The following is a 25,219-nucleotide window of genomic DNA, read 5'->3' on the forward strand; positions in this document are numbered from 1 at the left end:
ACAGTATAAAAGTATGGTACAGATAACAGATATTTTCAGATTTACAGAGTTCGGATTGGCTGTTTATCAGAAAATCTGTGTGAATCTGTTATCTGTATCAAGGCAGCTTTAATGTACAATCCTTAATCGGAATAAACTCTAATGAAGCAATAGAACAATAGAACAATGGAACAATGGAATCAGTAATCATTAATCAATTCAAAACTTCAAATAATACTCCTTGGTAAGCTCTTTATACTCTTTTGTATATTCATTATCGCTTTGAATAACTAAAATTTTATCGTCATTCATTTGCTTTTGAGAGAATTCAAATTTCATAAGTATCCTCTTCGGAAACTTTTTTCGCGCAGTTGTTTTCACCCAAACGTAATCTGTTAAAAACAGTTTTCTCTTTTCGGCTTCGTTGGTGAAACTGGTGCCTTCGTGCACAGGAAGAATTACATGAAAGCTTCCTTTGGGAGAAAGCAATCTGACAACCCCATCTGCCAGTTCGGCAAAAGATAATTTATGATTGAACCTTGCCTGCGCTCCATCTTTTTCTTTATGCGCTTTGGGGCAGGGGAAAAAAGGCGGGTTGCTGATAATCAAATCGTATTTCTTTTTGGGGAAAAACTCTTGCAGCGGGGTGCATTGAATAGTCAGTTTATTGCTCCACGTTGAATTAGAAAAATTTTCGGCTGCTTGTTTGCATCCTTCGGCACAAATATCAATGGCATCAATCATGGCGGAAGAGCGCTGGGCGAGCATGAGGGCGAGGATGCCTGTTCCTGTTCCGATATCTAAAATTGTATTTTTTCCCTTGGGATTAACCCATGCGCCAATCAGAACCGAATCGGTGCTGATTTTCATCGGGCACTTATCCTGCCTTACTTTGAACTGCTTAAAGGCAAAAATGGCATTTGACATAAAATCATTTTCGCATGGGAATCTTAATGGGGCAAAACTTTCTTCTCTACAAAGCAAATATAACAGTGCTACGAATGTAAAAGAAAATGGTTACACTAAAGATGATGAATGATGCCGAAAGGTTGCAGAGGCAGATTAACAATTCCTTATTACCCTTTTTTCTGGCGGGGATTGGGCTTTTGGCTTTCCCGATTACTACAATCTTATGTGGCATCTGCTCCTTTAGATGTGGCATCTTCTGCGGGAATTTGGGCTGCAACTAGTGCATCTTCTTTTGCCTTGCGTTTTGCGCTGCGGTTGTCTCTTGCCGATGTTTCAGTTGCCATGCGTTTTTTGTAGGCATCTTTTCTGGATGCTTCAGAAGATGATTTTTTAGTGCTGGTTTTTACATCTTTTTCAGACATCCATTGGGCGAATTTTGCATCTGCCAGTTCTTGTGTGAGAACTCCTTTAGCCACTCCTTTCTGCAGATGGGCTTTATACATTACTCCTTTATTGGAAAGTATGGATCGCATGGTGTCAGATGGCTTTGCTCCTTTCTGAATCCAGGCAACAGCATTGTCAAATTTAAGTTCAACTGTTACGGGATTAGTGCGCGGGTTGTAGGTTCCGATTTTTTCAATGAAACGGGCATCGCGGGCATAACGGCTGTCGGCAACCACAATGTGGTAGAACGCTTGTCCTTTTTTTCCATGGCGTGAAAGGCGGATAATGGCTGGCATCTTTTTTAGTTGATTGGTTAATTAAGTTAATTAAGTTAATTAAGTTAATTAGGTTAATTGAGTTGTTTTGGTTTTAACTTACTTGACTTATTTAACTCATTTAACTTAGTTGACCATTTAACTTTCCCCTTCTTAAAAAGGATTGCGAAAGTAGGTAAAATATCTGAACAGCAAAAAAATTGTTTTATTGTTGTATGGCTATATGGCTGCGGTTTAAAACAATAAAGCAATAAAGCAATGCAACAATACTATTTACCTAATTGTTTCTGTTTAACAATTTAGCAATAGAACAGTAGAACAATAATCTAGGACTTACGCACTCTGTGAAACTCTGTGTTTCTCCGTGAACTCTGTGTTGAAAATTTTAACACAGAGAACACAGAGTTTTAAGAGTTTCACAGAGAAATACAAAATTGCGTAAGTCCTATAATCAATTCTTAATGAGAGTAATGTCTTTGGAAGAAGTTTTTCCTGCGGGAACAGATATTTCTTCAGAGAACTTCTGATATCCATCGGGCTTTATTTCAAGGATGTATTGCTTATCACCGGGGAATTCTATGGAATAAGAACCATCTTCGCCTGATTTTGTCATTGTTACCTGAGCGCCTGTTGCTTTATCTATAATTCTGATTTCAACAAAAAGGGCAGCATGGGCGCTGTCTGAACTCATTACTTTTCCTTTTAAAGTAGAAATAGTAGTAATGGAAAGAATGTTTACTGCAGTCATCACATCATAATTAGAAATATCTATCATTACAATATCCCTTTCGCCCAAGCCGCTATCGCGAACGGATGCTATATAGGCAGTTTTTTTATCCGCAGTCATAACAAATTTTGTTTCCATTGCTACACTGTTTATTGGGCAGCCAACATTTACAGGAGATGTCCATTTTCCATCTGAGCCGAGTGTGGTTTTAAAAATATCATACGAGCCCATGGAAGCAGGTCCGTTGGAACAGAAGAAAAGAGTTTTGCCATCAGGCAGAAGATATAATCCGTTTTCATCAAAAGGAGTATTGACAGGAGCTCCAATATTTACCGGCTCTGCCCACACTTCGCCTGCTTTTTTTGATTCATATATATCACCTCTTCCTAATCCGCCCGGGCGTTCGCTTATAAAATAAAGTGTGTTGCCATCAGGAGAAATACAAGCGGCATCTTCATAGTAGCTTGTGTTTACGGGCTTGAGCAGTATTTCAGGTGTTTTCCATTTGCCGGAAGTTGCTTTTCTGGATAAGAAGATTTCTCCTCCTCTTGCTTCGGCAGGGTCATTGCGGTAAAGAAACATCATGGTTCCGTCTGGTGAAATGCTCGTAACCGCATCGTACCCTGGCGTATTGATGGGTCCGCGAATGGGTTCGGCAGAAAGCCATGTTCTTTTTTCATCGCTCCAATAACTTTCATATACATCATCATAGAATCCATAGTCGCCTTCGGTATCGGTTTTTGATTTATCATCTGCGGGCCTGCGGGAAGTGAATATGATTGTTTTGTCTGCATTGGTCAGCACCGGACCTTTGTCATCATACTGCGAATTAATATCCACCAAAGAGATAAGTTTCACATTCACGGGTTTTGACATCAGTTCCTTTGCCACATTGCATTGGGCGATTTCAACATCTACTTCGCTTTCAGTAATTTTCTTAGAGTTGTCGGCTATAGACTTTCGGTAGATGTTTAATTCATCCAGCGCTTTATCTATCAGGGAGCGCATGTGATAGGTTTTTCCAAGCAGCAGCGGAAGTTCTGCTGTTGCGCTGGGATTAAGTGATTTGGCTTTTTCCAGTTCATCCAGCGCATCTTCATAGGTCTTCATCATGTAATAACATTCACCTATATAAAAGTGAACCGCTCCATCGTTGGGTCGGTTTTTTTCAACTTCCTTATATTTATTCAGCGCAGAACGGTAATCTCCTCCAAAAAAATCCTGGCGCGCCATAAACATTTTGTATTCATCCGTTCCTTTTGTGAAAACGTTTGTATCGTCTTTCTGCGAATACGATGCCTGAAAGACGGTGAATGCAATAAACAAGAGAAGAGTTTTTTTCATTGTCAGATTAATTTGGTTCCCGTGTCCTGATAATTAAGGCGCAAACATAATGATTCCGATTCAAAAGCCAAAATGATTTTTTTTATTGTTTTATTGTGATATTGTTAAATTGTATATAAAGGGTGAAAACAATAAAACAATCCGTCAATACAACAATAGGTCTTTGCCAAGTTTCAGAAACAAATTCATTGCCTGCCTCTTAGATGAATCAAAATAATAACTGATAGAATGATTCAGGTAGGTCTTTATTAGTTTTTTGTCATATTTATTTTGCAACTGCTTAATCACTTTATCTCTGTTATCAAGACCGAACTTAAGGGCGTTGTAAAATGTTTCCGATTGTTTTTTGTCAAGCTTTTTATTTGAAATCCAGCAGGCGAAAACAAAAGGAAGCCCTGTGAAAAGATTCCATTGTTCCGATAAATCATAAACATGTTTGAATCTTTTCTTCATTGAAAAATTCCGGTCGCCAATGATTACGCCAGCAGTTGTTTCTTTTATCTTCGTTTCATATCCTTTTTTTGCTCCGATAAATCGAGGTTTTATCTTCCAGAAATGTTTGGCGAGAATCTGAACGAGCATCACTGAAGTTCTCGATTGATTATCAAGATAAACATTTTTGATTTCCTGCAGCGGAACATCGCTGTAAAGCATCACGGAACTCACCGGACCGTTTGCTCCTATACAGAAATCGGGGAGGATGTAATACTCTTTCAGTTTCGGAAGTATGGCAACAGGCGCAAGACCGATATCTACTTTTCCTTTCAATAATTTTTCAGCGCACACAGAAGGAACATCCAACGAGAGAGAATACTCTTTCAGAAAACCCGAATGTTCAATACCATAAACAAAGGGCTTGGTATTAATATAGGATACAGCAGAAATCCGAAGCATAGATTTGAAGCCCATCCTAAATCCTTCCCAAAGGGAAGGACTTGTAGAAAGTTTTTTTGTGGGTGGTAAAGGTAATATTTCTCCCTTCCCTTAGGGAAGGGTCGGGGATGGGCTTTTGACTTCATTCACTGCCAGCGTTGCCGCCACTACAGAAACAATGGCAGCAAAACCAGAGAACAACACTCCGCAGAAAGGAAGAATCAGAAAAAGACAAAAGATAGTTCCGTTGGCGATGGCGAGCCATTTATAGGAACGAACAAACTGTACACTCTGAGAAATTTTCATTCGTCTGCGCTCGCTGGTATAATCAATAAATGCGAAACCATAAAAGTATGCCGAAATAATAAAAAGGACAATAGCGCCAAGCCAACCGATGACAGGAATGAAACCAATAAAGAAAAATAAAATCATCCAGCCGGTTTGTATAAACATGTTTCTTAAAGAAATGAGAATACCTCTTACAATATCGCGCATCAGCTGGTCGCCATTGAATGGATATTTTTTCCCCGAAACGATTTCCTCTGTTCTTTCGGAGAGATATGCAAACAAGGGTGAAAGTAAAATGAGTGTAATGTAACCGCCCCAGTAAGCGAACACAAAAAAGAACATCACTTTCATCAAAAGCCAGATTACTCCTGAAAGAAAACCGGTAAGAACCTCTGAAAGAAAAAAATCGTTTTCTTTTAATCCGATTAAATCCAAAACCCAGTCCTGAATGTTTCCGGTGACAGAAGAAATGATTTCATAGCCGCCAATAAATAATAACACATTCAGAATGACGGGGAATATAAACGCCCACCACAACCCTTTGGAGAAAATAAATCCGATGGCACTGAAGTAAGTGCGGAATCCTAACTCAAGTTGTTTTCCTATTGTCATTTGCCCTCTCCCTTTGTCCCTCTCCCAAGGGAGAGGGAATTGTTTTATACGATTACTACCTCTCTTTCCAGAACAACTCCAAACTTTTCTATAACTGATTGCAAAACTTTTCCTGACAATTCATAAATCTCTTTCCCGTTTGCTCCTCCGTAATTCACCAGCACCAATGCCTGGTCTTTGTGAACTCCGTAGGAAGGTTTTTCATTTCCAACGGGATGAACGCCATAAGAGCCGAATTGTTTTCCTTTCCAACCGCATTGTTCGATGAGCCAGCCGGCAGCTAACTTAAAGCCCCCTCCCTGCCCTCCCCCATTGGGTGAGGGATATGCAACCACTGAAGGATAATCGTTCTTCAATGAATTATATTTCTCTGCACTCACAGTAGGGTTCTTGAAAAAACTTCCTGCGTTGCCGATGACTGCAGGGTCTGGGAGTTTGCTTCTGCGTATGTTGCACACGGCTTGTGAAATTGCCGAGATGGAAATTTCTTTCACTCCCATCTTTTCTAATTCCTGATTGATGGCTCCGTAACTTGTATTAAGTTTTGGTTTCTTGTTCAATATAAATGTAACGGAAGTAATGATGAATTTATTTTTCGCTTCGCGTTTGAAAATGCTGTCGCGGTAGCCGAACTGACAATCGGAGTTTTTGAAAACTACTTTTTTGTTTTCTTCAAGATTGATTGCTTCGAGCTCTTGAAAGACTTCTTTCTGTTCTACTCCATACGCGCCAATGTTCTGAATGGGAGCAGCGCCTACTGAACCGGGAATGAGTGAAAGGTTTTCCACTCCTGCGTAATTATTTTTAATGCAATGCAAGACAAACTCGTGCCACACTTCTCCCCCGCCCGCTTTCACAAAATAGCTTTCCGAGTCTTCTTTCAGTAATTCAATTCCTTTGAGATTGTTTTTCAGAACGGTGCCGTCAAAGTTTTTTGTGAAGAGAATATTGCTGCCGCCACCAAGAACTAACAACCCCCTAGCCCCCTTTATTAAGGGGGAACTTTTGTCGTCTAAGAAGTTTTGAATATCAGAAGCAGAATTTGCTTCAAGAAAATACTTTGCAGAAACATCAATGCCGAAAGTGTTAAACTTCTTTAAAGAAATGTTTTCTTGAAGATTCATGATTGCAAAGGTAATAGGATGTGCAAAACAGATGTGCAGATGAGTAAATGTGCGGATGTGCGGATGAATTTCATCTTCACATCAGAAATCTGCACATTCGCACATCAGATTCCCATCTTCACAATCAACTCAAACTCTTCCTTGCCGAGCGGCATTACAGAAAGCCGTCCTTGCCGAACCAAATAAATATTTTGCAGTTTTTTTTCTGCTTTCATCTATAGTAAACAAGCTTTCTGCTCCATTGTTATTGGGACAAAGTGCAATATCTAAACTTGGTGCATTTCAATTTGACCCTAACAATGGAGCATTGACAATTTTAAATACAACAAATAAAATTAATAACTCATCTGAGGATAAAAAACAACCAATTGTTGAAGTTGCACCTATAACGACAAATACTTACTCGCAAAATGAAAAACCAAACATTAGTTGCGATGATTTTCTATATAAAACAAATTTGACAAATACTACACAGGAGTATCTGTATCTCTTCAGCACGAAAACATACTCAGACAAATCAAAAATAATCGCGACATTACCTAAAAATGCAACTTTGTATGTAATAGAAAAATCTATAGGAGCTGACATATTTTATTTGGTTTGCTACAATGGAGTTAAAGGTTACATAAGTAAATTCCTGTTACAAACTTTTTCTGAAGATGCACCTAAAACGACACAGAAGAATCCTACTACTGTCGAAAACGGAGAAACTGATGCTATTTTTATTCTCAAAGGCAACATAAATTCCGATAGTAGCAATGGGAAATCAGTTATGGGCGCTGATATGGAGTTGAAAAAAAATGGACAGACTATTGTGAAAATTTCTTCAGGCATAAATGGAAAGTATTATTTACAAATGAGCATAAGCACCGTTGATAAAAATAATGAGTACTTGCTTTATATTACACAAGGAGGAACAATTCCAAAAATATTAAGCATTAATACTTATATCCCGCAGGAAGAATATTATAAATATCCATTCGTGCGTTATGATGTCAGTCTAACTGCGCGAGGGATTCCTTCGGCAGGCTCAGGATAAAATCCGCGGAAATCCTGAAATTAATTACCACCCCTACCCCTCTCCTTCAAAAGGAGGGGAGATTTTGATTTGCATTCTTTACCCCGACATAAATGTCGGGGCTATTAATATTTCACTCCTACGGAGTGAAGAAAAATCAAAAACAAAATATTAATGGCTGTGTTTCCCCGTAGGGGAAAAATATTAATAGCCCCGCGCTTTAGCGCGGGGAAAACGAAATGCCTCACCACACAGGGCTGTTTGCGCGAACGATTGAAGTGGAAATCCTCTGACGCTTCGGTCAGAGATTGTAGCGGATAGCCCGACCTGAGTCTTCGAGGGGCGCGCCCAAGAAATAATTCAAAAGAAACAACCCCCTTTGTCCCCCTTTATTAAGGGGGAAGAAATACATCAATGCATGATTCGAAACACCATTTCCTTGAGGAGTTCGCCTTCGGCAGCGCCTGTGCTCTCGTAGCCCTTTGATTTCATATCGTATTCGCGGAGGAGGGAAATTACGTTCATCACTTTATTGAACGGGTAATGGGCGGATGCGGAAACATAATCTTTAACAAAGAACGGGGGCACCTTGAGCGCAGAAGCAACATTGTTCTGCGATTTATCTGCCAGCGAATGATACACGAGCACTTTTGTGAAATATCCGGCAAGCGATGCCACGGTGACGACCATGGGATTGTCTTTAGGATTGCTCGCACAATAATTTATGATGCGGTTTGCCTTGAGCACGTTTTTTTGTCCGATGGCGGTTTGCAGTTCAAAGTTGTTGTACTCTTTGCTGATGCCGATGTATTTTTGAATATGGTCGGTGGTAATCCTGCCCTCACCCCCTGCCCCTCTCCCCGAGGAGAGGGGAGCAGGAATATTTATAAAAAGTTTTTCGAGTTCGTTAGCGATTTTGCTTAAATCGTTTCCGAGAAACTCTGTGAGCAGTGCGCTGGCGTGCGGTTCGATAGAATAATTTTTTTGTTTTACAAAATCTTCCACCCATTTAGGAACCTGATTTTCATACAGCGACTTTGATTTCAGCACCACCGCTTTTTTCTCTATGGTTTTTCCGATGGCTGTACGCATGTCCACCGTTTTGTATTTATGACAAAAAACTAAAATTGTACTCTTCTGGGGATTATCTAAATAAGCAAGAAGCCCACCCCTAACCCCTCCCGAAGGGAGGGGAACTTTATCACCACTTTCTCCCTTCCCTTGGGGAAGGGATGGGGATAGGCTTTTTTCCTTCGGCACAAGGTCTTTCATATTCTGCGCTTCCTTTATAATCACCACGCGGTAATTACTCATCATGGGATAACTCTTGGCTTCGCTGATGACTTGCAGAATATTTGTCTCGCCTCCGTATAAAACAGTTTGATTGAATTCTTTTTCGGAATCGTCCAGAATATTTTTCTCGATGTAATTGGAAACCTCATCAATGAAAAACGGCTCCTCGCCCATCAGAAAATAAACAGGGTGGTAAACTTTGTTCTTTAGGTCGGATATTATTTTGTCGAAGTCCACTTTGGTACAGATAACGAATGCATGCGAATTTACAGAATTACAATAGTACAAATAACGAATGAACACTAATTTGCGAAATTACGAATAGATACAAATTTGAAATCATATGTAGTTTCGTAAATCTGTAACGATTAGTTATTCGCACCATTATCAGACATTCGTAATGATTTGTAGTTTCGTAAATCCGTAACGATTAGTTATCCGCACCATGGTTAAATTAAATCTCCCCGAATATTCTTTCCGCATTCAGAAAACGGAAAAGGGTTTGCGGATTTTTGATTCACTGAGAAAGAAGTTCGTTGTCCTCACTCCTGAAGAATGGGTGAGGCAGAATTTTATTCGGTATCTGATTGAAGAAAAGAAATATCCTGCTTCGCTGATTGCTGTTGAAATGGGATTGAAGTATAACAAACTTAAAAAGCGCAGCGATATCACCATCCACGACCGGAAAGGAAATGTGTGGATGATCATCGAATGCAAAAAACCGGATGTAAAAATTTCGCAGGATACGTTTGACCAGGTAGCTACTTATAACATGTCACAGAAAACTAAAACGAGATTTTTGGCAGTAACAAATGGGTTGAAGCATTATTGCTGTGAATTACTTGCCCTATCCCTAAAGGGAGATTTTGAATCTGCTGGTTACCGATTTCTGAAAGATTTTCCTGAGTTTAAATGACTCACCCCCTTCCCCTCTCTATCAGATAGAGAGGGGTGGCAAAACCGGGGTGAGAGGTGCAAAAAAAAGTTTCGTTAAAATTTGTTTTTGATATTGAGATTTCTACCTTTACATTCCATTTAATAACTTTACTAAAAAACACCTGTATGAAAAAATTTACATCGTTGTTTTGTGTTTCAATTTTTTCTTTCAGCACTGTGCTGACTTTTGCCGGAAATAAATGTGAAGTTATTATTCCCGGGCAAGACCCATCCAAGAAACAATTTGTTATGGCAAAAGGTTTAGTGGACGGTGAAGATTATCTTTCCAAAACCATCATCTTCCGTGTTAAACCGAATTACCGCCAGAACTGCAAAGTAAATTCTGTGGACAACATTCTGCCTCTTCAGGATTTTCTAAACTCTATCGAAGCGCAGAATCTTGCCAAGATTTATCCGCGCCATGAAAAGCCAGAGCAAGAAAGAAATGCTCTTGGTCAAAAATTAGTTGACCTTTCTCTCATCTATTCTTTCAAGTACACTGCTGATATGAAATTGGAAAAAGTAATCAATCAGATGAAATCACTCGGATATTTTGAATATGTGGAGCCATGGTATGTTCCGAAACTTCATGCAGTGTGTATTCCTAATGACCTGGGCACATCTGCACAATATCATTTACAGGGAAATGTGGCCGGAAGTATTAATGTACGCAACACCGCTTTTTGCACACAAAACGGAAGCACGAGTGTTGTAATCGGAATTACAGATACTGGTACTGAACTCAACCATCCTGATTTGGCAGCAAACATTGCACATAATAATGCTGATGGACCAACCGTAAATGGAGTTGATGATGACGGTGATGGTTACATTGATAATTACCAGGGATGGGATGTTGGGATGAATGACAGAGACCCCACATGGCAAGGCGATGCTCACGGAGTTGCCACTTCAGGTGACGCATGTGCAGTTACTAATAATGGAACAGGTGTTGCCAGTCCGGGATTCAACTGCAAATTTCTGCCAGTAAAAATTGCCGATGCAAGCGGTGCGCTTGTTGCCGCATATACCGGCATCACTTACGCTGCCGACCATGGTGTAAAAATTATCAGCAACTCATGGGGAGGAACAGGTGGTGGTTCTTATGGACAAAATATTATTGATTACGCAGCCATTAATAAAAACTGTCTTGTTCTCGCATCTGCAGGTAATGGCGGTGTGGAAGAATCCCTCTATCCTTCTTCCTATAATAATGTATATCGTGTAGCTTCAACAACCAGCTCTGATGCCAAGTCCGGTTTTTCATCCTATGGTTTGGATGTGGATTTTGGCGCTCCCGGAAGCAGCATTTATTCTACTTACAGCGGAGGCAGTTATTCCACTCTTAGCGGAACCTCCATGGCTTGCCCTGTTTCAGCAGGCGCTGCGGGTCTTGTTCAATCTCAATTCAATTATACTAACGCATTCCAGATTGGGGAAAAGTTAAAACAAACCTGCGATCCGTATGTTGGCGCATCTACCTTGGCGCTCTACAATGCAGGTAAACTTGGAAAGGGCAGGATTGATGTTAACAGCGCTCTTACAGTGACAGCAAAATCACTTGCGATGAATCCTATCACCATCACCGATGGTAACGATGATGTTCTTTTGCCGGGCGAAAATCTTTCCATCAGAGGAAGATTTACTAATTACTTAGACCCTTCAAGCAGTTCTGCAACAGCCACTCTTACTGTTGTTTCTGGACCAGGAACTATTACAAGCGGCAATCCCTTTATCATCGGCGTTTTGCCTACGCTTGATACGACAAATAACAACAGCAGTCCGTTCATAGTTAATATTAGCGGTTCAGCTGCTGTTAATTCAGTAATACAATTCAAAGTAACAATTACAGATGGCACTTTTACCGGCATCCAGTATTTCAGTGTAACGGTGAATGTGGATTACATCAATATCACTATTAATGATGTTCATACCACCATCACCAGCAAAGGCAGACTTGGCTATAATCTTGACGGGCAGGCGCAAGGGCTTGGCTTCGAATACCAGATTCCCTCTCCCAATAGCTTACTATATGAAATGAGTTTAATGGTTGGAACTTCATCTACAAAAGTAGATGACATGTTCCGCGAAACTACCAGCGGGAATACTGATTTTGCTTCTACCAACCGTGTTTACCAGGTTACTCCAGCCACTGTTTCTGATTTTGATGTGGATGGCAAGTTCAACGATGCTCCTTCTGCATCAGGCCCCCTGCCCGTTACTGTGCATCACAGCGCTTATGCCTGGTCTACCTCACCTTACAGGAAATTTGTTATTGTAAAATATGTAATTAAAAATACCGGAGGAAGCACATTAAACAATTTGTATGCAGGAATTGTGGCTGACTGGGATATCACCAATGCAGGCCAGAACAAGAGCGCGTATGATGCAACAAATAAAATGGGATATTGTTATGATGTTTCTTCTGCCAACGGTTTGTATTCAGGAATTAAATGTCTTACAAATCTTGCCAGCGTTAAGAACTACTGCATAGATAATATTGCAGGTGGTAATGGAGGTATTGATCCGGCAACCGATTTTCTTGTAGGAGAAAAATATACCGCACTTTCCACTACGCGAAATGCTGACGGGTTTTCTGCAACGGGCGGAGATGTGATGGACTGTGTGAGCAACGGACCCTTCAGCGTTAATGCAGGCGACAGCATTACCGTTGCGTTTGCTTTGATAGGCGGAGACAATCTTGCCGACATTCAGAACAGCGCTTGTTATGCACAACAAAAGTGGAACAATACCGGTCCCTGTTCCTTACCATTATCTGCAACAACCAGCTACGGAAATGTTTCTTGTTATGGACAATGTAATGGAACAGGAACTGCGAATGTTTCAGGAGGAGCTTTGCCTTATACCTATCTTTGGAATAATGCACAAACAAATCAAACTGCAACCGGATTATGTGCGGGAACTTATACTATTACTGTAACCGATGCTGTAAGCGCAACTACGACCGCAGCAGTTACAATATCTCAGCCTTCAGTATTGAATGTAACTGCAAACTCTCCATCACCTATTTGTTCAGGCAACTGTACAACACTAACGGCAAATGCTACAGGTGGCAATGGAGGAAATAATTATGTTTGGCAGCCGGGAAATATGACGACAACAAGCGTGAGTGTTTGCCCCACTGCACTTACTAATTATACAGCTACAGTTACGGATGCTAATGGATGTACGGCAACCACTACAACAACTGTAAGTATGAATCCTCCGCAAGCAACGCCAGTAATTACTGCAAACGGTTCAACAACAATTTGTCAGGGCAACAATGTTACATTATCATCAAGTGCAGGAAATAGTTATGTATGGTCAACAGGTGCTACTACTCAGGATATTACAGTTTCAGTAGCTGGAAATTATTCTGTCACCGTAACAAACGCTGGCGGTTGTTCGGCAACTTCAACTGTAACAAATATTACAGTTCTTTCAACTACAGCCTCGATAACTCCAAGCGGTTTAACCACATTTTGCATGGGTAATGACGTAACGCTCACAGCAAATTCAGGAAGCAGTTATTTATGGTCAAACAATGCAACCACGCAAAGCATTGTTGTAAATCAATCAGGAAGTTTTACCGTTGCTGTTACTAATCAGTGCGGAGCGGATACTTCTACACTTGTTTCTGTTACAGTAAATTCATTACCAGCAGTTTCTGTTTCTTTAAATCCTGACTCCCTTTGCATTAATGCAAGCGCTTACGCTCTCACTGGTGGAACTCCTGGCGGAGGAACTTATTCAGGAAATGGAGTGAGTGCAGGAAATTTCGATCCAAATATTGCTGGAGGCGGTTTACATAATATTATTTACACTTACACAGATGGAAACAACTGCTCCAATAGTGATACAGCACAGATTTATGTGGATTTGTGTACGGGCATACAATCTATTTCAGAAAATCAATCAATAATTATTTTTCCCAATCCTACAACTGGCGAGTTTACGGTTTATGGTTTACAGTTTATGGTTGAAAGCAAATTACAAATTACAAATGCACTAGGAGAAAAGATGTATTCTGAAAAAATTCTTAATCCTAAACCTGTGGTGAGCGGAGCCGAACCATCCTTAATCCTTAATCTTGATTTACCAAACGGAATATATTTCATTCATCTTGTTTCGGAGAAAACAGGAGAAGCAGTGATGACTAAGAAGTTTGCAGTTGTAAAATAATTTCAGAAACACTAATAAAAAATCCTAATTTAGTTCCTTCTCTTAATAAACCCCACCACTAAAAACAACCATTATGAAAAAATTTACATCGCTGTTTTGTGCTTCCATTATTTCTTTCAGCACAGTGCTGACTTTTGCCGGAAATAAATGCGAAGTAATTATTCCCGGAAGAGATTTATCCAAAATTCCTTTTGTAATGACAAAGGGTTTAGTGGACGGAGAGGATTATCTTTCCAAAACCATTATCTTCAGAGTAAAACCCAACTACCGTCAGAACTGCAAAGTAAATTCTGTGGATAACATCCTTCCCGTTCAGGATTTCCTGAACGCTATCGGAGCGCAGAACCTTGCCAAGATTTATCCGCACCATGAAATGCCAGCGCAGGAAAGAAATGCTCTTGGTCAAAAATTAGTTGACCTTTCGCTCATCTATTCTTTCAAATACACTGCCGATATACAACTTGTGAAAGCAATCAACCAGATGAAATCGCTCGGATACTTTGAATACGTGGAGCCATGGTATGTTCCGAAAATTCATCTCAATCCAAATGACCCTCAATGGAGTTCGCAATACCATCTTGTAGGCACTGGTGTAGTGGGAACAGGAAGTATAAATTGTCCAAACGCCTGGAACATTACAACAGGAAGCACAAGTGTGATAATAGGAATAACAGACACCGGAACAGAATTAAATCATCCTGATTTAGCTGCAAATCTTTATCACAATACTGGCGATGGTCCGGCAGTAAATGGAGTGGATGATGATGGTGACACATACATTGACAATTACGATGGATGGGATGTGGGGATGAATGATAGGGACGTAACATGGCAGGGAGATTCTCATGGCGTTTATACTTCTGGCGATGCCTGTGCAGTCACAAATAATAGTGTGGGAGTAGCGAGCCCTGGTTTCAATTGCAAATTTTTTATGACAAAGATTGCTGATGCAGGTGGTATTCTGATTGCCGCATATAATGGCATCACTTATGCAGCCGATCATGGTGCAAAAATCATCAGCAACTCTTGGGGCGGGGGCGGTGGAGGTTCTTATGGTCAAAACATTATTGACTATGCAGTTATCAATAAGAACTGTGTGGTATTTGCTTCTGCCGGAAACGGTGGCGCTGACCAATTGGTGTATCCTTCTTCCTATAATAATGTATATCGTGTATCATGGACAACCAGTGGCGATGCAAAATCAGGTTCTTCTGATTACGGAAATGATGTGGATTGGGCGGCTCCAGGAAGTAACATCTTGTCCACAAGTAGTGGAGGAGGTTATGGACCCGTAAGTGGAACTTCTATGTCTTGTCCTGTTTCAGCTGGTGCTGCAGGTCTCGTTCAATCTCAATTCAATTATACAAATGCTTTTCAGATTGGTGAAAAACTTAAACAAACCTGCGATCCGCTGCCGGCTTCTTCTCAATATGTTGCAGGCAAACTCGGCAAAGGGCGCATTGATGTTTACAGCGCACTTACCGTTGCCGCAAAATCTCTTATGGCAAACCCTATCACTATTACTGATGGTAATGATGATGTGTTCATGCCCAATGAAAATCTTTCTATCAGTGCGCTGTACACTAATTATCTTGACCCTTCAAGCAGTTCTGCTTCCGCAGCGCTTACGGTTGTTTCTGGTCCCGGAACAGTTACTGTCGGCAGTCCCTATTCCATCGGATCATTGGCAACACTTGGAACCAACTCCCAGTCTGCTCCCTTTACTGTTAACATCCAGTCGGGCGCATTGCCTAACGCGGTTATCCAATTCAAGCTAACAATTACTGACGGCACTTTTACCGGCAGTCAGTATTTTAGTGTAACAGTAAATGAGGACTATATCAATATTACCATAAATGATGTGTTCACGAGCATTACAAGCAAAGGCAGAATCGGATATAATAATGACGGGCAGGCGAATGGTCTCGGATTTGAATATCAATTGCCTTCTCCTGAGAATCTTCTTTACGAAATGAGTTTGATGATTGGAACATCTTCTACAAAAGTTTCTGATATGTTCCGAGGTGGAGCTACTGGAGATACAGATTTTGGTTCTTTAGCCCGTGTATATCAAGTTACTCCCGCAACAGTTTCAGATTTTGATGCAGACGGAAAATTCAATGATGCTCCTGCACCGTCTGCCATTCCCGTTGAAGTGCATCACAGCGCATATGCATGGGTTGCCTCTCCTTACCGGAAGTTTATTATTGTAAAATATGTTATTAAGAATACGAGCGCAAGTACATTGAATAATATGTATGCGGGTCTGCTTGCCGACTGGGATATTCCCAATGCTACTCCGCAAGACAAAGCCGCTTATGATGCCGTTAATAAAATAGGGTATGTGTGGAATCCGAATATTACTGGCCCTTATGCTGCCTTTAAATTACTGACAAGCGCTGGTGCCACCCATTATGTTGTTGACAACATTGCCGGTGGCGGTGGAGGAATTGACCCTACTGCGGGAACTCCCGCATTCGATACGCAGGAAAAATACACAGTACTTTCTACCAATCGTGCTGCCGATGGATTTACTGCCACTGGCGGTGATGTGATGGATTGCATGAGCACTGGTCCGCTTTCAGTGAATGCAGGTGACAGCGTTATAGTTGCTTTTGCAATCATTGCCGGAGATAATCTAGCAGATATTCAAAATACCGCATGCTATGCACAGCAAAAATGGGATAATACCGGTCCTTGTGCCACAGGAGTTTCTGAAGTTACAGCAGATAATTTCTGGATGGAGGCATACCCAAACCCTGCCTCCAGCACAGTAAATATCAATTACAATATTGTTGGCAGTGGCAACGCTTCTCTTAAGCTTGTGAATTCTCTCGGAGAAGTTGTCATGGCATTTGATAACCTCCCGATGGGAAGAAACATGCTCCCTGTAGATGTTTCAAAACTCAGTGCAGGAAATTACTTCTGCCAGTTCAAAACAGGCGAGGCGGTTCTGACAAAACAATTTTCAGTTGTGAAATAATTCTAGAATTAGTCAATAAGAAAACCCTGACACATACTGTCGGGGTTTTTTATTTTATGTAAATTCGTTTTCGCAAAATAAACCTTACACCTATGGCATTCGATATTTCAATGATTCAGAAACTTTATGCAGGGCTTCCTGCTAAAGTAGCAGCAGCACGAAAATCAGTAGGGCGCCCGCTTACTCTCACAGAAAAAATTTTGTATTCGCATCTGGATTTGTCCTCTCCCCTTAGGGAAGAGTTAGAGAGAGGCTCCTCGTATGTTGATTTTAATCCCGACAGAGTAGCCATGCAGGATGCCACCGCACAAATGGCGCTGCTTCAGTTCATGCAGGCAGGAAGAAAAAAAGTTGCTGTTCCGAGTACCGTTCATTGCGACCATTTGATTGTCGCCCAATCCGGAGCCCAAAAAGATTTAGAACGCGCTGTAAAAGTGAATGAAGAAGTGTATGCTTTTCTTTCCTCTGTTTCGAATAAATACGGAATAGGTTTCTGGAAACCTGGCGCAGGTATTATTCACCAAGTGCTTTTAGAAAATTATGCATTCCCGGGTGGAATGATGATTGGAACCGATTCTCATACCGTAAATGCAGGTGGATTGGGAATGATTGCGATTGGAGTTGGCGGAGCGGATGCCTGCGATGTGATGGCCGGACTTCCATGGGAATTAAAAATGCCGAAACTCATTGGTGTAAAGCTCACCGGAAAATTAAGCGGATGGACTTCATCAAAAGATGTTATCCTGAAAGTGGCGGGGATTCTTACTGTGAAAGGCGGCACCGATGCCATTGTTGAATATTTTGGCGAAGGCGCGGATTCGCTTTCCTGCACAGGCAAAGGAACTATTTGCAACATGGGTGCTGAAATTGGCGCAACTACTTCTGTTTTCTGTTACGATGAAAAAATGTCGGCATACTTAAAAGGAACTTCCAGAAAAGATGTGTCGGAACTAGCGGATAAAGTAAAAGAACATCTTCGCGGAGATAAAGAAGTATATCAGCATCCTGAAAAATATTTTGACCAAGTGATTGAAATAAATCTTTCAGAACTCGAACCCCACATTAATGGCCCGTTCACTCCTGATCTGGCATGGCCTCTTTCAAAATTTGCAGAAGCAGTGAAGAAAAATAATTGGCCCGCAAAACTCGATGTCGGATTGATTGGTTCCTGCACCAATTCTTCTTACGAAGATATTTCACGCGCTGCTTCTCTTGCAAAATCGGCAGTTGACAAAGGGTTGAAAGCAAAATCGGAATTTACCATTACGCCCGGTTCTGAACTGGTCCGCTATACGGTGGAACGTGATGGTTATCTCGACATTTTTGAAAAAATGGGAGGAGTTGTCCTTGCCAATGCCTGTGGTCCTTGCATTGGTCAATGGTCCCGCCATTCGGACGACCCGAACAGAAAAAATTCCATCATCACTTCCTTCAACAGAAATTTTGCGAAGCGCAATGACGGAAATCCCAACACACACGCGTTTGTTGCTTCTCCCGAAATCGTTACAGCGCTGGCACTCGCAGGAGATTTGACTTTTAATCCTATTACCGATTTTCTCACAAATGAAAAAGGAGAAAAAGTAAAGCTCTCTGAACCGAGCGGTTTAGAACTTCCTCCGAAAGGTTTTGATGTGAAAGATGCCGGCTATCAGGAACCCGCTAAGGACGGAAGCAATGTGGAGGTGAAAGTAAAACCAAGTTCTGACCGCCTGCAATTGCTCGACCCATTTTCTGCATGGGAGGGTGCCGATATTAAAGGACTGAAACTTTTAATTAAAGCAAAAGGAAAATGTACCACCGATCACATTTCAATGGCAGGACCATGGCTGAAGTATCGCGGGCATCTTGATAATATTTCAAACAACATGCTGATTGGAGCTGTGAATGCTTACAATGAAAAAACAAATTCAGTTAAGAATCAACTCAGCAATCAATACGATGAAGTTCCAAAAATTCAGCGTGCGTATAAAGCAGCACACATCGGCTCAATCATAGTAGGTGATGAAAATTACGGAGAAGGAAGTTCGCGCGAGCACGCTGCGATGGAGCCAAGGCATTTGGGAGTTCGTGCCGTGTTGGTAAAATCTTTTGCGCGCATTCACGAAACAAATCTGAAAAAGCAGGGAATGCTTGCGCTCACATTTGCCAATAAAGATGATTACAACAAAATTCAGGAAGATGACACCATTGATATTCTCGGCTTAACTGAATTCACGCCCGGAAAACAATTACAATTAGTCCTTCATCACAGCAAGGGCGACCACGAAATCATAAAAGTGAATCATTCGTACAACGCGCAGCAAATTGAATGGTTCAAAGCAGGAGGCGCACTGAATATTATCCGCTCGAACGTGAAAGCGTAACAGCAATGAGAAAATTATTACCGGTTCTCATTTGCATAGTGCCAATTGCCTGTTGCCAATTGGTTTTCTCCCAGCAGTCAACTGTCGTCTCTGCTTCTGCTTTCTCTGTTGATACCAGCAGGATAGACACCAACTACCTTAAATTTTATAAAGACAAACTCATACTTGCTCTTTGGCAATCGGAAAGGCGGTTTGATATTACCATCTCTCAGAAAATGTTTCCTGATTCAGGAATGTCAACCATCAATTACATCGCAAACGCCAATCAGGTTTCAGGAATTTCTCTGGACTATGATATTCTTTCTCTTGCATTCGGCTACCGTTCGGTTCCTTCTGTGGATAAAAGAAAAGGCAATACCGATTATCTTGATTTAGGTTTGAATATTAACACCAGCGGATTTCGTTTCGAAAACAGTTACAGGCGTTACACGGGATTTTATGACAACAACACCACGAAATACATTCATCCGTTTACTGATTCCACACCGTATTTTCAGAATCCCAATATGAACATCAGCCAGGTTAAATCAAAACTGATTTATACTATTTCTCATAAACGATTTTCTTTGAGCGGTGCTTACGCGAATGTAAAACGCCAGGTGAAATCAGCCGGTTCGGTGCTGCTGGTATATAATTTTTACGGACTCTCTATGTATTCTGATTCTTCCATTATCCCTCCCCCGCTTCAGAATTTTTACGGTCCCATCTGGGATGGTTTCAACAAAATGAACATATATGCTTACTCTGCCGGAGCGGGCTATACAAGGACATTTGTCTTCTGGAAAAAATTTTATTTCAACTTTTTGTTTGCGCTGGGTTATGAAAGACAGTACCGGCATTATTATATTTATCCTGAAAACGTTCAATACAGTTACTGGAAAACCTGGTTTGCCGGAGACTGGCGAACTTCTGTCGGATGGAATGGAAAACGATTTTTCATCCGCGCCACCAGCACCTATGACCTGAATAATTATGAATCAACTGCCTTGAATTTTAAAATGAAATTCTTTGCCGGCTCTTTTGATCTGGGCTGGAGATTCAAATTCAGAGTTCCAAAGCCCTATCGGAAATTTCAGGAGACAAAGGTGTATAAGATGCTGTAAACAGATTCTTCCCTTTCTTCATAGTACAATATTCTTTTTGTTTGTCCGTTTTATGGAAATTATGTTCCATTGTCATCCTGCATAAAACCTTTCTTAAAACCAACTTCCAATGAAAAAACTTTTCACTATCGCTTTGCTGGGCTTAGCAGCCATAAGCAATGCACAGTACAATTCAAAAAACCTTACCATTCACGAAAGCACCATTACGCAGTTCACTTACAAGAACCTCCGCCTGTTTCCCATTTATGCGAATGAAGCGTTTATGGATGCGCATAAAGACATTGGAAAATATATTTCCTTACAAAAAGCGCTGGAAGGAAAAAAAGTGGCAATCACCGAAACAGTTAATAATACGCACGGTGAACAATCCGGAAGTGCAACCGTAAATACTCTTTTTATAGAAAACACTTCTACTGATTCTATTTTCCTGATGGCGGGAGAAATAGTGAAAGGCGGGCAGCAGGACAGGGTGCTGGCTCAGGATATGATCCTGCCTCCTAAAAGCGGCAAGAAAGATATTTCTGTCTTTTGTGTTGAACACGGGCGATGGAGTTATTCCGATGAATCTGCAAAAGCAAATAATACTTTCTACGGATATTCTAAAGTAACCAGCAATAACATACGCAAAACTGCCATTGTGGAGAAAAGCCAGCAGGGGGTTTGGGATAAAGTGGCGGATGTAACATCAAAAAATTCTGCAGCAACTGAAACAGGCACTTATACAGCACTTGATACTTCTAAAAAATATAACAACGAGTTGAACGGCTATACCGACTTTTTCAAAGCCGCTCTGAAAACACAAAGCAATGTGATAGGCGTTGTTGCCTGCACGGGCGATAAAGTGATAGGATGCGATATGTTTGCAACAGCGGTTATGTTTAACGAACATCTGGATGGTTTGCTGAACGCCTATACTACCGAAGCCATGACCAACGGCTCATCTGCAAAAGCGGAATATAAAACAGTGCAAAGTTATCTTGATAACATATTAAGCGATGAAAGCAAACAGGAAGAAAACGTAAAGAAAAAAGGGACCTTGCTGAAAAGCAAAGACAAAAAACTGCATATGGCTACTTTCTGAAATCACTTTTCGGGTTTTTTTACTTTCTCGTTGAGTATCTGCAAAAGCAAATCCACTTCTCTCAAATGCGTGCGAAATGCCAGACAGGCAAAACGCAATGTGAATTTATTGCCCAGCATGGTTGATGAAATAAAAATTCTTCCGTCAGCCACCACCGCTTCCAACAATTTTTTATTGAACGCATTAATATCTCCCCTCTTCGGAATCCATCTGTAAGTGCAAACAGAAAGTTCCGGCTCCGGTCCAACTTCAAATCCTGACTTTTGAATTTCTCTATGAAAATATTTGGCGAGAAGAAGTTTCTCTTCCAGACATGCACGAAATGGTTTCACACCCATCAGTTTCAACGGAAGCCATAAACGCAATCCGCGAAAATGTTTGGTGAGTTCAGGAGACAGATCAGCCGGAGAAAGTTCATCGGCACCTTCAATCGCGTCTTGTAAATATTGCGCCTGATAATAATGTGACTTCTGTAAATGCTTCACATCACGAACAAGAATAACTCCTAAACCGTATGGAAGAAATAATCCTTTGTGCGGATCAATGACAAGAGAATCTGCCATCTCCATTCCTTTCAGTTTCTTTTTTCCTTCATCCGTAAGAACAAAAAATCCACCGTAAGCCGCGTCAATGTGGTACCAGAGATTATTTTTTCCTGCAATTGTTCCGATTTCTTCCAGCGGATCAATTGCGCCCGTATCGGTTGTTCCCGCGGAAGCGATGACAAGAAAAGGATTTAGTTTATTCTGCCAGTCAAGTGAAATTAATTTTTCAAGTTCTTTTATATCCATTTTGAATCTCTCATCCATAGGTACGTGGCGAATCACACATTCATTCAGTCCCGCTATGCGGATTGCTTTATCCACAGAATGATGAACTTGTTTGGTCAGATAAATTACGCTCTTGGTAATGTTGGACGAAGAAATATTTTTCGCGTCACGCGCAGTAACAATTCCCATCAGATTGGCAAGCGAACCTCCTGAAGTCAGATTGCCTCCTGCGTTTTTCGAAAATCCAACAACTTCTGCCATCCATTTGATGAGCATATTTTCCATTCGCACAGCACCGGGACTTGCGTAAAAAACTCCTGCGTAACGATTAAAAATATCCGCAAGATAATCTCCGAGCGCAGAAAAATAAATTCCTCCTCCGGGAATGTAAGCAAGGTGTCCACCCGAAGCAGGATTCAGTCCCGGATAATCAACATTCTTCTCAATCAGTTTAATTGCCTTATCAATATCAATCGGCTTTTCAGAAATTGGAGATTCGAGCAAATCAATTCCTTTCCCGATAGTTACATTATACGCTTTTATCTTTTCAATATCGTTCAGAAATTTTTCGCTATACGAAACTACTTTCCTGCGAACTTCTTTCCGTTCGCCCGGAGAGGGCTCAAGAAGGCGGGAAATCTTTTCGAGTTCTTTAATTCTTTTTATCATACTCTGCTATAAATTAGTCATGAAATAATCCGTAATCTTTTCATACAAATGAACTCTGTCCTTGCCCAGCACATTATGCAGATGACCGGGATACACAAAATAATCCGGCTGAGTTCCTTTCTCCACGCATTTCTTCAAAAACAAAATGCTGTGCTGCCACACTACCACATCATCCGAAGTTCCGTGAATGAGCAACAATTTTCCTTTCAGGTTTTCTGCGTAGCTGAGCAAACTGCTGTTCTTATATCCATCCTGATTTTCCTGCGGAGTATCCATGTAGCGCTCGGTGTACATCACTTCGTAATAACTCCAGTCAATCACGGGACCACCCGCAACAGCCGTTTTAAAAATTCCCGCGTGGCGTGTCATGAGCGAAGTAGTCATGAATCCTCCATAGCTCCAGCCGTAAACTCCCAGCCGGTTTGCGTCAACATAATTTTTTGATTTTAAAAACTCAACGCCTTTTAACTGGTCATTCATTTCCTCCATTCCGAGATTGCGGAAAGTTGCTTGCTCAAATTTCAGTCCCCTGTTTCCCGAGCCGCGTCCGTCAACCGTGAAAATAATGTAACCGTGTTCCGCCATGTATTGAAACCAAAGGTCGCTTCCGGCAAGCCATGTGTTTGTGATGAGTTGAACGTTCGGACCATTATACAAATATACAATGGCAGGATATTTTTTTGTGGAATCAAAATCAACCGGAAGAATCATCCTGCAATAAAGCGAAGTGGAATTGTCGGCTGCAGTGAGCGTGAACAAACGCATTTGTCCGAGCTTGTAATCTTTCAAAGGATTCACAGCGGTAAGAATATTCTGAATTCTTTTTCCCGCACTTGAAATAACATTTACGCTTTTTGGAATACTTACAGAAGAATATGTGTCAAGAAAATATTTTCCATCAGAACTCAAGATGGCAGAGTGAGTTCCTTCACCTGAAGCAATCGTATCATCAACGCTTCCGTCAATTTTTGTAAAACGGATTTCCCTTCCAAGAACTTTGCGGGAGTTGATTCCTATATAAAAAAGTTTCTCTCCCTTATCATCAAAACCAAGAACGTTAAAACATTCCACAGAATAAGCTCTTCGCACATTGGGCGCGGTGTAATTGGTGAGCTGACGGATTAATTTTCCATTGGTGTTATATAAGTAAACATTGTTGTAACCATCACGCTCGCTTTGCCAGATAAACTGGTCGTCATGTTTCTTGACAAATTGAAGCGGATGCATGGGATGAACATATTTATCATCCTTTTCCTCAAACAAAGTTTTTTCAAAATCTCCGGTAAGTCCATTATAGCAATTGAGCCAGAGATGATTTTGCACTCTATTGAGAATAGCTATGTAAATATGATTTTCATCTGGACTCCATGCGATGTTTGTCAGAAATTGTTCTTTGGGCTCTCCCGTTTTCAGAAAAACTGTTTTGTGAGTTTTCATATCAAACACGCCAACAGTTACTTCATGGCTTTTTCCTCCTGCCATCGGGTACTTGATATTTTCCGCCCGCGCAGGTTGCTTCGTGAAATCAATTATCGGATAATCCGTAACCATAGTTTGGTCCATTCGATAGAACGCCAGATAATTTCCTTTTGGCGACCAGAAAGTTCCTTTATTGATTCCCCATTCATCTCGATGAACTGATTTTCCGTTTACAACATTTCTTTCAGCATCATTCGTTACCTTAACTTGTTTTCCATCAGACCATACATAAAGATTATTGTCAATTGTATAAGCCGCTGCAACATCCGAATCAGATTCTACATTTCTCTCCTCGATATTTTCTGCTTCTTTAGGAATATCTCTAGGAATAAAATTTGCTTTTTTAGAAAGTAAATCGATCACCGCTTTGTATTTATTATCCTTAAAGTTTATAGTACTTCCCTTACAAGATATAGTGGGGAAAACGCTTAGTGTATCAAACTTGGAATCGCGTAACTGTTTATTAATTTCAGAAAGAGAAATTTTTCTTTCCGGCTTTCCTTTCTCAGCATTGCCGATCATCAGCCAGTTTTTATTAGTTCCATAACCAACGAAAAAATAGTTATTGGATTTAGAAACCCAATTGAGCTGTTCCAGCTTTTGAGGTGCAAGTGTATTTCTTTGTTTTAGAACCGCCTCTTCAATCGTCAACATCTTTGTTTTGGAAGAAACAATAAACGGAAGAAGAAAAATAATAAGAATAGAAACTTTTCTCATAGGATTATTTTTAGGAAGCCAAAGATATATTATTTGATTCTTACGAATTA

Annotated in this window: 17 protein-coding genes; 7 read left to right on the plus strand and 10 right to left on the minus strand. The window is 40.8% G+C overall.

The window, feature by feature from the left end; translation table 11 throughout:
- Positions 1 to 198: 198 nt before the first annotated feature.
- The 7 genes from HY841_12980 to HY841_13010 all read right to left on the minus strand — a co-directional run bounded on the left by HY841_12980 (position 199) and on the right by HY841_13010 (position 6,790).
- Entirely contained in the window at positions 199 to 906 is a 708-nt protein-coding gene (locus HY841_12980) for a methyltransferase (protein MBI4931676.1), read from the minus strand.
- Positions 907 to 1,109: 203 nt separating this feature from the next.
- Positions 1,110 to 1,628: a 30S ribosomal protein S16 gene (gene rpsP, locus HY841_12985; protein MBI4931677.1), complete on the minus strand. Its 519-nt coding sequence runs from the start codon at positions 1,626 to 1,628 to the stop codon at positions 1,110 to 1,112.
- Positions 1,629 to 2,058: 430 nt separating this feature from the next.
- On the minus strand, positions 2,059 to 3,678 hold the full coding sequence (locus HY841_12990) for a PD40 domain-containing protein (GenBank protein MBI4931678.1): 1,620 nt from the start codon (positions 3,676 to 3,678) through the stop codon (positions 2,059 to 2,061).
- Between the two features lie 144 nt (positions 3,679 to 3,822).
- Positions 3,823 to 4,572: a menaquinone biosynthesis protein gene (locus HY841_12995; GenBank protein MBI4931679.1), complete on the minus strand. Its 750-nt coding sequence runs from the start codon at positions 4,570 to 4,572 to the stop codon at positions 3,823 to 3,825.
- Positions 4,573 to 4,662: 90 nt separating this feature from the next.
- Positions 4,663 to 5,451, minus strand: coding sequence for an EI24 domain-containing protein (locus tag HY841_13000; GenBank protein ID MBI4931680.1), 789 nt, complete (start codon positions 5,449 to 5,451; stop codon positions 4,663 to 4,665).
- A 44-nt stretch (positions 5,452 to 5,495) separates the two neighbouring features.
- The gene (gene murB, locus HY841_13005; GenBank protein ID MBI4931681.1) at positions 5,496 to 6,575 is read right to left on the minus strand and encodes a UDP-N-acetylmuramate dehydrogenase; all 1,080 of its coding nucleotides are present in this window, start codon (positions 6,573 to 6,575) and stop codon (positions 5,496 to 5,498) included.
- A 104-nt stretch (positions 6,576 to 6,679) separates the two neighbouring features.
- Positions 6,680 to 6,790, minus strand: a complete 111-nt coding sequence (locus HY841_13010; protein MBI4931682.1) for an EVE domain-containing protein — start codon at positions 6,788 to 6,790, stop codon at positions 6,680 to 6,682.
- A gap of 26 nt (positions 6,791 to 6,816) precedes the next feature.
- Between HY841_13010 and HY841_13015 the strand changes: the two genes are divergently transcribed.
- The gene (locus HY841_13015) at positions 6,817 to 7,614 is read left to right on the plus strand and encodes a hypothetical protein (protein MBI4931683.1); all 798 of its coding nucleotides are present in this window, start codon (positions 6,817 to 6,819) and stop codon (positions 7,612 to 7,614) included.
- 390 nt (positions 7,615 to 8,004) lie between these two features.
- On the opposite strand, the gene holA is transcribed toward HY841_13015, so the two are convergent.
- A complete protein-coding gene (holA, locus tag HY841_13020) occupies positions 8,005 to 9,123 on the minus strand; it encodes a DNA polymerase III subunit delta (GenBank protein ID MBI4931684.1) in 1,119 nt (372 codons plus the stop codon).
- A 208-nt stretch (positions 9,124 to 9,331) separates the two neighbouring features.
- Between holA and HY841_13025 the strand changes: the two genes are divergently transcribed.
- The 6 genes from HY841_13025 to HY841_13050 all read left to right on the plus strand — a co-directional run bounded on the left by HY841_13025 (position 9,332) and on the right by HY841_13050 (position 21,534).
- Positions 9,332 to 9,802, plus strand: a complete 471-nt coding sequence (locus tag HY841_13025; GenBank protein ID MBI4931685.1) for a type I restriction enzyme HsdR N-terminal domain-containing protein — start codon at positions 9,332 to 9,334, stop codon at positions 9,800 to 9,802.
- Between the two features lie 146 nt (positions 9,803 to 9,948).
- On the plus strand, positions 9,949 to 14,004 hold the full coding sequence (locus tag HY841_13030) for a S8 family serine peptidase (GenBank protein MBI4931686.1): 4,056 nt from the start codon (positions 9,949 to 9,951) through the stop codon (positions 14,002 to 14,004).
- A gap of 73 nt (positions 14,005 to 14,077) precedes the next feature.
- Positions 14,078 to 16,987 carry a S8 family peptidase gene (locus HY841_13035; GenBank protein MBI4931687.1) on the plus strand — a complete coding sequence of 970 codons (2,910 nt, stop codon included), beginning with the start codon at positions 14,078 to 14,080 and terminating at the stop codon, positions 16,985 to 16,987.
- Between the two features lie 92 nt (positions 16,988 to 17,079).
- Positions 17,080 to 19,350 (plus strand): aconitate hydratase, encoded by a 2,271-nt coding sequence (locus HY841_13040; GenBank protein MBI4931688.1) that lies wholly within the window; start codon positions 17,080 to 17,082, stop codon positions 19,348 to 19,350.
- Positions 19,351 to 19,355: 5 nt separating this feature from the next.
- A complete protein-coding gene (locus tag HY841_13045) occupies positions 19,356 to 20,453 on the plus strand; it encodes a DUF4421 family protein (protein MBI4931689.1) in 1,098 nt (365 codons plus the stop codon).
- Between the two features lie 109 nt (positions 20,454 to 20,562).
- Complete coding sequence (locus HY841_13050) at positions 20,563 to 21,534, plus strand: hypothetical protein (protein ID MBI4931690.1); 972 nt, start codon at positions 20,563 to 20,565, stop codon at positions 21,532 to 21,534.
- 2 nt (positions 21,535 to 21,536) lie between these two features.
- Here the strand turns inward: HY841_13050 and HY841_13055 are convergent, their stop codons facing one another.
- Positions 21,537 to 22,973 carry an aminotransferase class V-fold PLP-dependent enzyme gene (locus HY841_13055; GenBank protein MBI4931691.1) on the minus strand — a complete coding sequence of 479 codons (1,437 nt, stop codon included), beginning with the start codon at positions 22,971 to 22,973 and terminating at the stop codon, positions 21,537 to 21,539.
- 6 nt (positions 22,974 to 22,979) lie between these two features.
- The gene (locus HY841_13060; GenBank protein MBI4931692.1) at positions 22,980 to 25,169 is read right to left on the minus strand and encodes a DPP IV N-terminal domain-containing protein; all 2,190 of its coding nucleotides are present in this window, start codon (positions 25,167 to 25,169) and stop codon (positions 22,980 to 22,982) included.
- Positions 25,170 to 25,219 lie beyond the last annotated feature (50 nt).

The sequence above is a fragment of the Bacteroidota bacterium genome, assembly GCA_016213405.1.
GTDB lineage: Bacteria > Bacteroidota > Bacteroidia > Palsa-948 > Palsa-948 > Palsa-948.